14 protein-coding genes are annotated in these 14,496 nt (G+C 57.1%); 4 read left to right on the top strand and 10 right to left on the bottom strand.

From position 1 onward, the window contains the following. Positions 1-4: 4 nt before the first annotated feature. The 6 genes from urtD to ACB496_RS10190 all read right to left on the bottom strand — a co-directional run bounded on the left by urtD (position 5) and on the right by ACB496_RS10190 (position 6,610). Complete coding sequence (gene urtD, locus ACB496_RS10215; protein WP_371975113.1) at positions 5-802, bottom strand: urea ABC transporter ATP-binding protein UrtD; 798 nt, start codon at positions 800-802, stop codon at positions 5-7. Further along, positions 802-1,875, bottom strand: coding sequence for an urea ABC transporter permease subunit UrtC (gene urtC, locus ACB496_RS10210; protein ID WP_102103704.1), 1,074 nt, complete (start codon positions 1,873-1,875; stop codon positions 802-804). The genes urtD and urtC overlap by 1 nt, the downstream gene beginning before the upstream one ends. Beyond that, positions 1,875-3,449, bottom strand: a complete 1,575-nt coding sequence (gene urtB / locus ACB496_RS10205) for an urea ABC transporter permease subunit UrtB (protein ID WP_371975112.1) — start codon at positions 3,447-3,449, stop codon at positions 1,875-1,877. The genes urtC and urtB overlap by 1 nt, the downstream gene beginning before the upstream one ends. Positions 3,450-3,472: 23 nt before the next feature. After that, positions 3,473-4,744 (bottom strand): urea ABC transporter substrate-binding protein, encoded by a 1,272-nt coding sequence (gene urtA, locus ACB496_RS10200; protein ID WP_100780193.1) that lies wholly within the window; start codon positions 4,742-4,744, stop codon positions 3,473-3,475. 203 nt (positions 4,745-4,947) lie between these two features. After that, a complete protein-coding gene (locus ACB496_RS10195; RefSeq protein WP_371975111.1) occupies positions 4,948-6,051 on the bottom strand; it encodes a cobalamin-independent methionine synthase II family protein in 1,104 nt (367 codons plus the stop codon). A gap of 160 nt (positions 6,052-6,211) precedes the next feature. Beyond that, positions 6,212-6,610, bottom strand: coding sequence for a rhodanese-like domain-containing protein (locus tag ACB496_RS10190; protein ID WP_371975110.1), 399 nt, complete (start codon positions 6,608-6,610; stop codon positions 6,212-6,214). Between the two features lie 73 nt (positions 6,611-6,683). Here ACB496_RS10190 and ftrA point away from each other — a divergent pair, with 73 nt between their 5' ends. Further along, the gene (ftrA, locus tag ACB496_RS10185; RefSeq protein WP_371975221.1) at positions 6,684-7,700 is read left to right on the top strand and encodes a transcriptional regulator FtrA; all 1,017 of its coding nucleotides are present in this window, start codon (positions 6,684-6,686) and stop codon (positions 7,698-7,700) included. A 161-nt stretch (positions 7,701-7,861) separates the two neighbouring features. Here the strand turns inward: ftrA and ACB496_RS10180 are convergent, their stop codons facing one another. Then, complete coding sequence (locus ACB496_RS10180; protein WP_107704272.1) at positions 7,862-8,245, bottom strand: hypothetical protein; 384 nt, start codon at positions 8,243-8,245, stop codon at positions 7,862-7,864. Between the two features lie 240 nt (positions 8,246-8,485). On the opposite strand from ACB496_RS10180, the gene ACB496_RS10175 reads away from it, so the two are divergent. Beyond that, positions 8,486-8,716, top strand: a complete 231-nt coding sequence (locus ACB496_RS10175; protein ID WP_102103699.1) for a DUF2554 family protein — start codon at positions 8,486-8,488, stop codon at positions 8,714-8,716. On the opposite strand, the gene ACB496_RS10170 is transcribed toward ACB496_RS10175, so the two are convergent. Both ACB496_RS10170 and ACB496_RS10165 read right to left on the bottom strand, forming a co-directional pair. Then, complete coding sequence (locus ACB496_RS10170; RefSeq protein WP_123427969.1) at positions 8,717-10,681, bottom strand: peptidase U32 family protein; 1,965 nt, start codon at positions 10,679-10,681, stop codon at positions 8,717-8,719. Positions 10,682-10,761: 80 nt separating this feature from the next. Continuing rightward, the gene (locus tag ACB496_RS10165) at positions 10,762-11,289 is read right to left on the bottom strand and encodes a helix-turn-helix domain-containing protein (protein WP_371975109.1); all 528 of its coding nucleotides are present in this window, start codon (positions 11,287-11,289) and stop codon (positions 10,762-10,764) included. A gap of 91 nt (positions 11,290-11,380) precedes the next feature. Between ACB496_RS10165 and ACB496_RS10160 the strand changes: the two genes are divergently transcribed. After that, on the top strand, positions 11,381-12,547 hold the full coding sequence (locus ACB496_RS10160; RefSeq protein WP_371975108.1) for a benzoate/H(+) symporter BenE family transporter: 1,167 nt from the start codon (positions 11,381-11,383) through the stop codon (positions 12,545-12,547). On the opposite strand, the gene ACB496_RS10155 is transcribed toward ACB496_RS10160, so the two are convergent. Continuing rightward, the gene (locus tag ACB496_RS10155; protein ID WP_100780200.1) at positions 12,527-13,399 is read right to left on the bottom strand and encodes a helix-turn-helix transcriptional regulator; all 873 of its coding nucleotides are present in this window, start codon (positions 13,397-13,399) and stop codon (positions 12,527-12,529) included. The two genes, ACB496_RS10160 and ACB496_RS10155, sit on opposite strands and share 21 nt — an antisense overlap. A gap of 170 nt (positions 13,400-13,569) precedes the next feature. On the opposite strand from ACB496_RS10155, the gene ACB496_RS10150 reads away from it, so the two are divergent. Then, positions 13,570-14,466 carry a DMT family transporter gene (locus ACB496_RS10150; RefSeq protein WP_371975107.1) on the top strand — a complete coding sequence of 299 codons (897 nt, stop codon included), beginning with the start codon at positions 13,570-13,572 and terminating at the stop codon, positions 14,464-14,466. Positions 14,467-14,496 lie beyond the last annotated feature (30 nt).

Below are 14,496 nucleotides of genomic sequence, written 5' to 3'. Positions count from 1 at the left end.
TCCTTTAGCGTCCCAGATAGACTTCAATCACCTGCTCGTTGGCCTGCACCTCGCGCAGCGAGCCTTCCGCCAGCACTCGCCCCTGATGCAGAACGGTGACGTGATCGGCGATGGTTTCAACAAAGCCCATGTCGTGCTCGACCACCATCAGGGAGTGCTTTCCGGCAAGCGTGCGAAACAGCTCTGCCGAATATTCAGTTTCTGCATCGGTCATACCGGCTGCAGGCTCATCGAGCAGCAGCAAATGCGGCTCCTGCACCAGCAGCATGCCGATTTCCAGAAACTGCTTTTGCCCGTGAGAGAGCATCCCGGCGCGCCGGTCGAGCTCGGCGCTCAGGCGCAGCAGCGTTAACATCTCGTGGATACGGTCGCTCTGCTCTGACGTCAAACGCGCACGCAGACTGGCCCACACGGATTTATCGCCCTTCATCGCCAGCTCCAGGTTTTCCCACACCGTCAGGGCTTCGAACACGGTCGGTTTCTGGAATTTGCGCCCGATCCCCTGGCGTGCAATCGCCGCCGGATCGAGACCCGTTAAATCTATCGACTGATCGTAAATCGCCCGCCCGCTTTGTGGCCGCGTTTTGCCTGTAATCACGTCCATCAGCGTGGTTTTCCCCGCGCCGTTAGGCCCAATGACGCAACGCAATTCACCCACGCCAATGTTGAGCGACAGATCCGTCAGCGCCTGAAAACCATCGAAATTGACGTTAATCGACTCCAGCTGGAGCACCGGGTCGGTCTGATCGCGAAAGCGGTCACCGGGCAACTGCCGGGTAAAGAGTCCTTCGGCTGGCTGCATTATTTCTCTCCCTTACGAAAAAGCCCGTAGACGCCGCGCGGTAAAAAGAGCGTGACGGCGATAAAAATTCCGCCGAGAAACAGCTGCCAGTATTCCGGCATCGCCACGGTGAAATAGCTTTTCGCACCGTTGACCAGCGCCGCGCCAATCACCGGGCCGACCAGCGTTCCTCGCCCACCAAGTGCCACCCAAATCGCGGCTTCAATGGAGTTAGTTGGCGACATTTCGCCGGGATTGATAATCCCCACCTGCGGGACGTACAGCGCCCCGGCCAGCCCACACAGCACCGCCGAAAGCGTCCAGACCAGCAGTTTAAAACCACGCGGATCGTAGCCGCAAAACGTCAGGCGGTTTTCCGCATCGCGCACCGCCGTCAGGATGCGGCCAAATTTGCTTTTCGCCAGCGCAAAACCGATGGCAAGCGAGGCCACCAGCAGGACAACGGTCGCCAGAAACAGGGCAATACGCGTGGTGGTTGCCGTCACCGAGAAGCCCAGCAGCGTGGTAAACCCGGTAAAACCGTTGTTGCCACCAAAGCCGGTTTCATTGCGAAAGAACAGCAGCATGCCCGCGTAGGTCAGCGCCTGGGTCATGATCGAAAAATAGACCCCTTTGATTTTTGAGCGAAAGGCAAACCAGCCGAAGATCAGCGCCAGCAGGCCGGGGATCATCACCACCAGCAGCATCGCCCAGGCAAAATGCTGAGTGCCCCACCAGAACCACGGCAGTTCGCTCCAGGAGAGAAACGACATAAACGCCGGGAGGCTTTCGCCCGAGGCCTGACGCATCAGGTACATCCCCATCGCATACCCGCCGAGAGCAAAGAAAATACCGTGCCCCAGAGAGAGCATTCCGGCATAACCCCAGACCAGGTCGAGGGCGACGGCGACGATCGCGTAGCAGAGGATCTTCCCGACAAGCGTCAGCATCCAGGTCGAGACCGCCAGCGGATGGCTGGCCGGCAGCAGCGCCAGAAACGGCAGGACCAGCAAAATGGCAAGTATCAGGCTGCCAAAAAGCGGGATAAAGCGTGGCGCTTTGCGCGCCAGGGTTAACGTCAGCGGCTGGCTCATCAGTCTGTCACCCTCCCTTTAAGTGCAAACAACCCCTGAGGACGTTTCTGAATAAACAGAATGATCGCCACCAGAATCAGGATTTTGCCAAGCACGGCACCCATTTGCGGTTCAAGAATTTTGTTGAAGATCCCGAGGCCAAATGCCGCGGCCACGCTGCCTGCCAGCTGGCCGACACCGCCCAGCACTACCACGAGGAACGAATCGATGATGTAACCCTGCCCGAGTTCCGGCCCGACGTTACCGAGCTGCGACAGCGCCACGCCTCCCAATCCCGCGATCCCCGATCCCAGTCCAAACGCCAGCATATCGACGCGCCCGGTCGGCACGCCGCAGCAGGCGGCCATACTGCGGTTTTGCGTCACCGCCCGCACGTTTAGCCCCAGGCGGGTTTTGTTGAGGATAAGCCAGGTGAAGAACAGGACCAGCAGCACAAATCCCAGCACCACCAGACGGTTCCACGGCAGGATCAGATTGGCAAACACCTGCACGCCCCCCGACAGCCACGCCGGGTTAGCCACTTCCAGGTTCTGCGCGCCGAAGGTCATGCGCACAATCTGGATAATCATCAGGCTGATACCCCAGGTCGCGAGCAGCGTTTCCAGCGGTCGACCGTAGAGATGACGGATAATCGTGCGCTCCAGCGCCATACCTATCCCGGCAGTCACCAGGAAGGCCACAGGCAGCGCCACCACCGGGTAAAATGCCAGCCACTGGGGCATAAACTGCGCCATCATTTGCTGAACCATCCACGTGCAGTAGGCTCCCAGCATCAACATTTCGCCGTGCGCCATATTGATCACCCCCAGCAAGCCGTAGGTGATCGCAAGTCCCAGCGCCGCCAGCAGCAGTACGGACCCCAGCGACAACCCCATAAAGGCCTGCCCCAGCAGATCGCTTATCAGCAGACGATGCTGGATTTTGCTCAGGCTGTTTTCCGCCGCCTCGCGCACGCGGGCGTCGGGTTCCGTTTGGGGCTGGGTATAAGGCAACAGACGGGTCTGGGTTTCCGGATCGGCTGAGTGCCCCAGCAGCTCAACCGCCTGCAAACGCACCTCCGCCTGCGGGCTGACCAGCTGGAGATTTGCCAGCGCCACTTCCAGCGCCTGATGCACGCCGTCATTCTTCTCGACGAGCAGACGTTGCTGCAACATGTTCAGCATGTCCGGCGTGGCATCGCGCTGCAACTGAAGCGCGGCACGCGCCCTTTGCGTGACGTTGTCACTGGCGAGCAGGTGTGTGGACAGCGCCGTCGAGGCCAACACCCGCAGGCGGTTGGTCAGACGGACCGCTTTCGTCTCACCCGCCACCGTCGACGCATCACCCAGCGTGACCATCTCGCCGTTGACGCGGGCAAAAGCGTGCTTCTGCCCGTCAGCAAACAGGTTCTCTTTCTGTAGGGCCTGCAACAGCGGCAGGCGTTTGACATCCGGCGCAACGGCCCAGTGTTCCAGCAGTGCGGTTTGCTGGCTGCGGCTTGCGGCGACAAAGTTGTCCGCATCCGACGCCTGCGCCATCCCTGGCAGCAGACCGGCAAGCCAGACTATTGCGACGAACATTCGCATTACGCTCATGGCTTTTCTCCGTGCGATTAGGCTTAGTTACTGGCGGTTTTCATCGGCTGGTCGGGCTTTTTATCATTGCCCTGAATGAACGGACTCCACGGCTGAGCGCGGACGGTTTTATCAGTCTGCCAGACGACGTTAAACTGGCCATCGCCTTCGATTTCGCCAATCATCACCGGCTTATGCAGATGGTGGTTGGTTTCATCCATGGTCAGCGTAAAACCTGACGGCGCTTTGAAGGATTGCCCGGCCATGGCGGCACGCACTTTGTCCACGTCGGTGGTTCCGGCTTTCTCCACCGCCTGCGCCCACATATGAATGCCCACGTAGGTGGCTTCCATCGGATCGTTAGTCACTACCGTATCGGCGTTCGGCAGCTTGTGCGCTTTGGCGTAGGCTTTGTACGCAGCGACGAACGTCTGGTTGGTTGGGTTATCGACAGACTCGAAGTAGTTCCAGGCGGCGAGGTTACCAACCAGCGGTTTAGCGTCGATGCCGCGCAGCTCCTCTTCACCCACGGAGAACGCCACCACCGGCACATCCGTCGCTTTCACGCCCTGGTTTGCCAGCTCTTTATAGAATGGAACGTTGGAGTCGCCGTTGATGGTGGAGACCACCGCCGTTTTGCCGCCAGCGGAGAATTTCTTGATATTGGCAACGATAGTCTGGTAATCGCTGTGACCAAACGGGGTGTAGACCTCTTCAATGTCTTTATCCTGAACCCCTTTGGAATGCAGGAAAGCGCGCAGGATTTTGTTGGTGGTGCGTGGGTAAACGTAGTCGGTCCCCAGCAGGAAGAAGCGTTTGGCACTCCCGCCATCTTCACCCATCAGATACTCGACCGCCGGAATGGCCTGCTGGTTGGGTGCCGCACCGGTATAAAACACGTTTGGCGACATCTCTTCGCCCTCATACTGCACCGGATAGAACAGCAGCCCGTTCAGCTCCTCGAAGACCGGTAATACCGACTTGCGCGATACAGAAGTCCAGCAGCCAAAGACCGCTGCGACTTTATCCTGGCTTAACAGCTGACGCGCTTTTTCCGCAAACAGCGGCCAGTTAGAGGCCGGGTCTACCACCACCGGTTCGAGCTTTTTACCCAGCACGCCGCCTTTGGCATTAATTTCATCAATGGTCATCAGCGCCACGTCTTTCAGCGGCGTCTCTGAGATCGCCATCGTGCCGGAGAGCGAGTGCATGATCCCAATTTTAATCGTATCGGCAGCCTGCACGCCGAAACTCATCCCCATTGCGACCACGGAAGCAGACAGTGCGAAAGCTTTGATTAAGGTACGACGGTGCATATTTTCACTCCTGAAAAACAAGCTGTGCGAAAACGTCCGGTACAACCTGGACGCAGAATCAAACGTGTCATTTTCAGGAGAGCAAAAAGGATGCCAGGATGGAAAATCGCGGAATGTCAGGGGGGTAAAAGCAGTAAACGGCGGGAAACGACTCAGAATGGCACAGCGCTGCATTAATAAAGTGCAACGCTGTGCCCAAAGAATTACCAGACTTCGTCAGCGATCTGCGTCACCAGACGCACTTTGTCCCACTGCTGCGATTCCGTCAGGGTGTTGCCCTCTTCCGTCGAGGCAAAACCGCACTGCGGGCTAAGGCAAATCTGCTCTTTTGCCACGTATTGCGCCGCCTCTTCCAGGCGCGCTTTTACCCCTTCCGGGTTTTCCAGTTCGCCATTTTTGGTGGTGATCAGGCCCAGCACCACCTGCTGCTTGCCGGGACGAACAAAGCGTAACGGCGCGAAATCACCGCTGCGGTCGTTGTCATATTCAAGGAAGAACGCGTCCACGTTGACCGAACCAAACAGCACTTCGGCCACCGGCTCATAACCACCTTCGGAGATCCAGGTCGAGCGGAAATTGCCGCGACAGACATGCAGACCGATGGTCAAATCATCCGGTTTGCCTTCCAGCGCTTTGTTCAGCACGCGGGCATAGGTACGGGCCAGCTGATCCGCATCGTCCCCGCGCTCTTTGATCTGGCGGCGCTGATCGTCAGAACAGAGATAGGCCCAGACCGTGTCGTCCAGCTGCAGATACCGGCAGCCCGCTTCGTAAAACGCATGGATCGCATCACGCCAGGTGGTCGCCAGATCGTCGAAATAGGCGTCCAGTTCCGGGTAAACCGTCGCGTCGATATCTTTACGCCCGCCACGGAAATGCAGCACGCTCGGGCTTGGAATGGTCATTTTCGGCTGGGCGTTGCCGCTGATGCTTTTCAGATAGCGGAAATCTTCCAGCATCGGATGGTCGCCAAAGCCGAGTTTGCCGGTAACGCGCACGCCGTGGGCCTTGGTCTGCACGCCGTTAAACTGGATGCCCTGGTTCGAATCGTAACGTTCCACGCCCTGTAAACCGTCGAAGAAATCAAAGTGCCACCAGGCGCGACGAAACTCACCGTCCGTCACCATGTGCAGGCCGCAGGCGCACTGCTGCTCTACCACCTGACGGATGGCGTCGTTTTCAACGGCACGCAGCTGACCGGCGTCAATCTCACCGCTGGCGAATTTCGCTCGCGCCTCTTTGATCACATCGGGACGTAAAAAACTGCCTACCACATCGGCACGGTACGGGGCGTGTTGTCGTTGCATGATTCTCTCCTTTGCTGCCGGCATTTGATTGCCAACAGTGATAATTCAGTAATTGAACTTTTAGACTTCTGGATGGCTATATGTCCAAAAAGATGTCATAACCCCTGCGTTGCAGCAAACGAGAAAATTTCATGGCAGATGAATTTTTTTCATCTTCGGGTCAATCATCCGCGGCAAAGGCGAAGTTTTCATCTTCCCAGCCGGTGATGCCGCCGATCATGATTTTGACCGGCAAGCCGAGACGGGAAAGCTTCAGCGCCGCCCGGTCTGCGCCGTTGCAGTGCGGTCCGGCGCAGTACACCACAAACAGGGTATCCTGCGGCCACTGCGCCATGGTTTCGGCGTTCATCGCCGACCAGGGCAAATGGATCGCCCCCGGCAAATGGCGGCGGGCAAATTGCTCCGGGCGGCCCACGACGTGCAGCAATACAAAATCCTGCTGATGATTGGCAATGGCGTGGTGCACGTCGGCGCAGTCCGTTTCCACGCTAAGACGGCGCAGAAAATGGGCGACAGACTCTTGCGGGTCGGCGGCGGGAAACTCAGTGACGTAACTCATGGTACTTTCTCCTGTATGGCGTTTGTGTTAACAGTACGTTATCCAAAAATTGAGTCAGTGAATGCCTGCGGTTATGCCAGAAAACAGCAAAATGATGACAAACTTACGACAGGTCCCGCGCCCGCGAGTCGTTGCCCTGGCGTACGACGGTCTGTGTACTTTCGAGTTTGGCGTGGCGGTCGAGATTTTCGGCCTCCCGCGCCCGGAAATGGGCGATGACTGGTATCAGTTTAGGGTGGCCTCCGTGGAGCAAGGCGAGCTGCGGGCAACGGGCGGGATCAGAATGGTGGCTGACGGTGATTTAACACTTCTGGAACAGGCCGACCTGATTATCGTTCCCGGCTGGCGCGGAGTAGAGGAAACCGTTCCGCCCGCACTGTGCGAGGCGCTTCGCCGTGCCCACGCGCGCGGCTGCCATCTGCTCTCAATCTGTTCCGGCGTGTTCGTGCTGGCCGCAGCGGGCGTGCTTGACGGGCGAAAAGCTACCACGCACTGGCGCTATACAGAGACACTGAAAACGCGCTTTCCGGCAATTGAGGTGATTGAAGATGTGCTTTACCAGGACGAAGGGACAATTCTCACCTCGGCGGGCAGCGCCGCCGGAATCGATCTGTGCCTGCACGTCGTCCGGCGTGATTATGGCATGGACGCCGCGAACCGCGTGGCGCACCGTCTGGTGATTCAGCCGCATCGCGATGGTGCACAAACGCAGCAGGTGAGCCGTCCGGTCGCGGTATTGCGGGAGAGCCAGCGATTCGGACAGCTGTTTGATTTTCTGCATCAGCAGCTGACGGTGAACCACAGCGTGAGTTCCCTGGCGCGTCGTGTGGGAATGAGTGAGCGTACCTTTTTGCGCCGTTTTGCGAATGCCACGGGAACCACGCCTGCGCGCTGGCTGCTGAATGAACGGCTGCTGCGGGCAAAGGAGTTTCTGGAAAATAGCCGCTTAAGTATCGACAGCATCGCAGAGCAAACCGGTTTCGGCCATTCCGCCACCCTGCGCCACCATTTTCGCCAGCAGTATGATCTTTCGCCTGCGCAATACAGAAAAGAGTATTTATCCCGCCAGTGTCATGCAGATATTCGCTGAATTTAACGCAAAAAAAACCGCCATAATCTGGCGGTAAATGCTTGCATGGATAGATTTGTATTTTGGTATCTACGTCCGGTATTCCATAACCGGTAGCGGATCGCACAATAAACTACCATTCGCGACATAAACGAATATTAAACAAACGTCATCCGGCATTATCACGACTGGGCATTATTCGCCGCTGTACTGATTTGCAGATACTTCATCAGCCCCTGGCTGGCGCTTTGAATGGCGTTATCGTTAACCGCTTCAAGGTAAAATGCGCGTGATACGCCATAGGGTGCCTGATCAGCGGGATAGACGGCGTATTCGAAGTTTTTGCTTTTCGCTATGTTGTGGCATTCCAGATGCCACTGCTGGCCCTTCACCTGCGTGCTGTTGCAGGATACGCGGCCATAATCGCTGGTGAGATATGAACTGACTCGGGTTTCAGCAGCTTGCAGATAATCGGGTTTATCGTGGAAGTGCGCGTAACCCATATAGGCAGCGCCAACAATTGCGACAGCAATACCGAAGGCGGAAAGAGAGAATGCTTTTGTCATTTGATCGACCTGGTCCATAGTCAAAACATTATTATATCGGATTCTTCTCAATCTTCTAGCGCCTATTATTCAGAGGGCATCACCTCGCTAAAATACCCTTAAAAGGCCAGGTCTTTTATTAGACTTGACACAAATCAGTTGTAAAAACTGACAAACTCTTTTCGTTAGTTTGAATATCCGAATAATAACCCGACGCAACTATTGGCATAGTAGCCGCAAATATTACGCGGTGGTGATGAAATGGTTAAAACGTGTTTATCAATCGTACTGCTGACCTGCGCGTTGTTTTCGGGTCAGTTAATGGCGGGGCATAAAGGGCATGAATATCTGTTGGTACAGAATGCCGACCATCAGTTGCGTCATAGCGCGGACAGCGATGAACTGCGGTATGTGGCGGAAGAGTCTGCGGAGGGTTTGCGCGAGCACCATCACTGGCAAAAATCGCGCAAACCGGAGACCCATTTTCGCTGATTAAACCCCTTTACGCTTCGGCAGGGTTTTCATCAGATCTTCCGGGCTGACAGATGCCACCACGCTACCCGGCTGTGGCATCTTAAAGATGTGATTTTTCATCTTACCAATGACGTGCATTTCACACGGACGGCAGTCAAATTTCAGCGTTAACACTTCGTCTCCGTTCACCAGCTGCATTGGCGTTGCTTTCCAGCTTTTGATGCTGCCTTTCGCCTGTTTCGGACACAGGTTAAAGGCGAAGCGCAGGCAGTGTTTAGTGATCATCACCGGCACATCGCCCTTCTCTTCATGCGCTTCATAGGCCGCGTCGATCAGCTGCACGCCATAGCGATGATAGAACGCCCGCGCTTTGTGGTTGTAGACGTTAGCAAGGAACGACAGATGGGTGTCCGGATAGACCGGCGCAGGCACGGAAACCGCTTTACGGCTACCGCGCGGATAGTTTGCCAGACGCGCGTCATCCAGCATCTCTGCCGTTTCGCGACGGAACGCGTTCAATAGGCTGTTCGGGACAAACAGCGCGGAGGGCAGGTTCACCTGAATATCGCGCGCGTAGTAGATTGTCTGCCCGAGCTTCGCCACGCCCTCTTTCAGACTGTTCAGCGCTTTTTCGGCGTTATTTGCCTCTTCAAACTGACCGTCCAGTGTATGGGTGACGCTCACGCCATCTTCGCTGGTCATGGTCAGGATCAGCTGCTCTTCCCAGCCGCCCAGTTCGATATCCACGGCGATGCGACGTTCGCTGGAGGTTTTCAGCAGCGCCTGCTGCCAGTTGTGGTCCAGGTTGCGATTGAGCGCCGCATTAGGACGGGCTTTGTAGAGATCGGCAGGCATTTCATTTGGCCAGACGCGATACTGATTTTCGCCGGTTTTCTCCACCGTATTAGCGCGGAAACCAACAATTTCACGTTTTATCATCACATTCAGACCGTCGCCGTTGGCGAGCGTCTCGGTCACTTTCACGTCGAGATGATCTTTCGCGACCTTCAGCACTTCTCCCACCGGCAGACCGATAAACTTCGGTGAATCGAACGCGCCGATATCGCCTTTTCGCGCATTCACGAAGTAGTCTGTGCTGCCACGGTGGAAGGTTTTATCCGTCGACGGGATAAAGAAATGCTCGGTACGCCCGGCAGACGCACGCGCCAGATCGCCGCGATCGTCAATGATGGCATCCAGCATCTGGCGGTAGTGCGCGGTGATGTTTTTCACGTAGCTCATGTCTTTATAGCGCCCTTCAATTTTGAAGGAGCGCACGCCTGCGTCGATCAGCGCCGCCAGGTTGGCGGTCTGGTCGTTGTCTTTCATCGACAGGAGGTGTTTTTCGAATGCCACTACGCGGCCCTGATCGTCTTTCAGGGTGTAAGGCAGACGGCACGCCTGAGAGCAGTCGCCGCGGTTCGCGCTGCGCCCGGTCTGCGCATGGGAAATGTTGCACTGGCCGGAATAGGCCACGCACAGCGCGCCGTGAATGAAGAATTCGATGGTGGCGTCGGTGGCCTGGTGGATATCGCGGATCTGGTTCAGATTCAGCTCGCGTGCCAGCACGATCTGGGTAAAACCGACGTCAGAGAGAAACTTCGCTTTTTCAACCGTGCGGATATCGCATTGGGTACTGGCATGCAGCTCAATCGGGGGGATGTCCAGCTCAAGCACGCCCATGTCCTGCACGATCAGGGCATCAACGCCGGTCTGGTACAGATCGGTAATCAGACGCTGGGCAGGCTCAAGTTCATCATCATGAAGAATGGTGTTCAGGGTCACGAACACTTTGGCACCGAAACGGTGGGCAAACGGCACCAGCTCGGCGATATCGCGCAGGCTGTTGCTGGCATTATGGCGAGCGCCAAAGCCCGGGCCGCCAATATAGACCGCGTCCGCACCGTGCAGGATCGCCTCACGCGCGATGGAGGCGTCACGGGCCGGGCTTAAGAGTTCAAGATGATGGGATTGCAGGCGCATACTTCGTCGTTATCCGTTATGGTCAAAATGGCGGCTATTGTAGTCAGAAGTCTACGACAGCGAAACCGTTTTGCGTACCTTTAGCGGGGATAATGTATCAACGAATGAAAGTGCACGGTCTGCCCACTGCTGTTGCGGTAGGCATGGGGTTTATCGCCCGCAAAACGCACGCCGGAATCGGGTAAAATCGTCCGCCAGATACCGTCGATACACATCTCAAGCTCGCCACTGATCACCACCACATGTTCAATCACACCCGCTTTGTGCGGCGTCGATTCACTGAGTGCGCCCGGCGCCAGGGTAATCGAAAAGTGGTCAAACTTTAGTGTCTCGTCCCACGGGAAAAGCGGCTTGACCACCATCGCCTGCTGCTGCGGGTCAAAGACGGGCTGCGGGTGCGTTTCCGGTGTAATAAAGGCGGAGAAAGGGACGTTCAGGCCGGTGGCGATTTTCCACAGGGTCGAAACCGTCGGGCTGGACTCGTTGCGCTCGATTTGCCCGAGCATCGCTTTCGACACGCCTGTCTCGTCCGCCAGCTTCGACAGACTCCAGCCACGCGCCTGACGCTCGTTTTTCAGCGTTGACGCCAGATGTTCAGTGATATTCATAGATCCTCCCGTTGCCGGGAGTGTACCACTTGTACGCTATAGCGCACAGTGCTACATTCCCACGGACGCTATAACGCACAACGGAGTCTTTATGCGCCCTTCCTCCTCACTTTTTCCGGCGGTGCTGGCCGGTTTCGTCGCCGTGCTGGTGGGCTACGCCAGCTCTGCCGCCATCATCTGGCAGGCTGCGGCCGCAGCGGGCGCCACGCCGCAACAGATTGCAGGCTGGATGACCGCGCTCGGCATCGGGATGGGGGTAAGCACGCTCGCCCTCTCCCTGTGGTACAAATCGCCGGTGCTTACCGCCTGGTCCACGCCTGGCGCGGCGCTGCTGGCGACCAGTCTGCAGGGCGTCACCCTTGCCGAAACCATCGGCATTTTTATCTTCGCTAACGCGCTAATTCTGCTGTGCGGCGTGACGGGTCTGTTCGCCCGGCTGATGAAAATTATCCCACATACTCTCGCGGCGGCGATGCTCGCAGGTGTGCTGCTGCGCTTTGGCCTGCAGGCGTTCAGTCATCTTGAGGGCCATTTTCTGTTGTGTGGAAGCATGCTGCTGGCGTGGCTTGTCGCAAAAGCCTTCGCGCCGCGCTATGCCATTGTCGCCACACTGCTGGTCGGAAGTGTGGCTGCCTGGGCGGGAGGTGACGTTGTCACGGATAATCTTGCTTTTCGCGTGGTGCTTCCGGAATTAATCGCGCCGAAGTTTACCTTCACCACGCTCGTCAGCATCGGCCTGCCTTTCTTTCTCGTGACCATGGCGTCGCAAAACGCGCCGGGTTTCGCCACCATGAAAGCCTCCGGATATCCGGTCGCGGTTTCGCCGCTGATCATTTTCACCGGCGCACTGGCCCTGCTGTTCTCGCCGTTTGGCGTCTTTTCCATCTGCATCGCGGCGATAACCGCCGCCATTTGTCAAAGCCCGGACGCGCATCCGGACGCCAACAAGCGCTGGCTGGCCGCGGCGGCGGCAGGCGTGTTTTATCTGCTGGCAGGCATTTTCGGCGGATCGATTACCGCGCTGATGGCGGCACTGCCGCTCAGCTGGATCCAGACGCTGGCCGGGCTGGCGTTGCTGGGCACCATCAGTGGCAGTCTGTATCAGGCGTTACAACATGAGGCGGAGCGCGATGCGGCCATCGTCACTTTTCTGGTGACCGCCAGCGGTGTAACACTGCTCGGGATTGGGTCGGCGTTCTGGGGGCTTATCGCGGGTGGGGTCTGTTTTGTCGTGTTATCACGCTTTCGCCGCGCGTAGCTGCGAGGGGGTTAATCCGAGGGTCGCTTTAAAGCGATTGCTGAAATGGCTGGCCGAGCTAAACCCGCAGGCCAGCGCGATGTCGGTCAAAGGTTGCTGAGTGAACTGCACCAGATTTTTCGCCTTTTCCATACGCTGCTGCATAACATACTGATGCGGCGCCATATTCATCGACTGGCGGAACATACGGGCAAAGTGGTATTCGCTCAACGCCGCTACCGCAGCTAGCTCAGCCAGCGTTAACGCCTGGGAAAGATGGTTATTCACATACTCCAGTACGTTGCGCAGCACGTAGGGCGACAGGCCGCCCGTGACGACGGGGAGCTTCCACTGCACGCTGGAATAGTTCTGGATCAGGTGGGTCAGCAGCAAGGTGCTGGCAGTGCTGAGCGTCAGCTGGTTGGCCTGCTGCTGCCAGTCGCAGCCGAGCAAAAACTGACGATAAAGCATCGCGATTTTAGGATCGCTGGCGAAGGTTTTTTCATCCAGCGCGATCGCCGCCGGGCTTTTATCCCAGATCTTCTCACCCAGTTCGCGCAGGTGCTCGTCAGTGCAGTAGAGGTGCACAAAGGATAAATCGTCGCGGATGTCCCAGCTCGACTCGCTCTCTTTTGGCATCAGGCAAAAACGGTCCGGCCCGCCGCCGTTTTTCCAGCCGCTGGCCGTTTTGTGGTAACTCTCGTAGCCGTCCGCCACATACAGGCTCAGGGTATGGTGGTTACTTTTTACCGTCACCGTATCGTGCTTGTTGTACCACGCCGCCAGCTGGATGCCCGAATTGAGGGCGACCGTCTCCCGCAGCACGGCGTTCTGTTGGCGAAGGGTTTCAAAGGTGTCGTAAGCGTGAGACATAACCGTAACTGACAAGTAAACAGATCGACAGTCTAAGAAGTGTTGCCCCGCGATACCAGTCATGGGGAAACAAAAAAGCGCAAGAATTTGCAAGTGAGCCGCAAGTGGCTGAAAGCGCGCCGGTTCAGTTCCGGTCACACTTCACTTTTACCCTTTGATAAGAGAGAACGATGAACGCACTTCTGTATGGGCTGGTGGTGGTGATTTGGGGGACGACCTGGATTGCGATTTTCCTGCAACAAGGACCGGTTGCTGCGCCGGTATCCATTTTCTGGCGCTTTGCCGTGGCGAGCGCCGCGATGATGCTGGTCCTGCTGGCGCTGCGGCGTCTGCGTAAACTGGCGTTGCGCGATCATCTGTTCTGTATGGTTCAGGGCTGCTGCGTGTTTTGCTTCAACTTCTGGTGTTTTTACACAGCGGCGAAGTTTATCAATACCGGGCTGGAGTCGGTCATTTTCTCGATGGCGGTGCTGTATAACGCCATCAACAGCTTTATTTTCTTCGGCCAGCGTCCACCGGCACGTTTCTGGGCCGCCGCGATCCTCGGGCTGCTCGGCATCATCACCCTCTTCTGGGACGATCTGCTGGCCAGCGGCTGGAGCCACGAACTGCTGCTGGGTATCGGCCTGTCAGCGCTTGGGACTTACGGTTTCTCACTGGGCAATATGATCAGCCTTCGCCATCAGCGTAACGGTCTGGAAACCATGACCACCAACGCCTGGGCGATGACCTACGGTACGCTGGTGATGGGTGCGATTGCGCTGGTGCGCGGCGACAGTTTTGTCCCCGAGTGGACCATGAGCTACATCGGTGCGCTGCTGTATCTGGCGATCTTCGGTTCTGTGATTGCCTTTGGCGCGTACTTCACCCTCGTTGGTCGCATCGGTGCAGGCAAAGCGGCCTACAGCACCCTGCTGTTCCCGCTGGTCGCGCTGTCGATTTCTACGGTGTATGAGGGCTACGTCTGGCACATGAACGCGGTGGCGGGATTACTGCTGATACTGACGGGGAACCTGGTGATGTTCACCCGACCGGAAACCTGGTTCAGGCGTCTGCGGATGGCATAAAAAAACCGGCGGTGTTAGGCCGCCGGTTTC

The sequence above is a fragment of the Lelliottia nimipressuralis genome (assembly GCF_041464075.1).
GTDB lineage: Bacteria > Pseudomonadota > Gammaproteobacteria > Enterobacterales > Enterobacteriaceae > Enterobacter > Enterobacter nimipressuralis.
The sequence above is the reverse complement of the archived record's forward strand: the minus strand, read 5'-3'. Positions and strand labels throughout refer to the sequence as shown.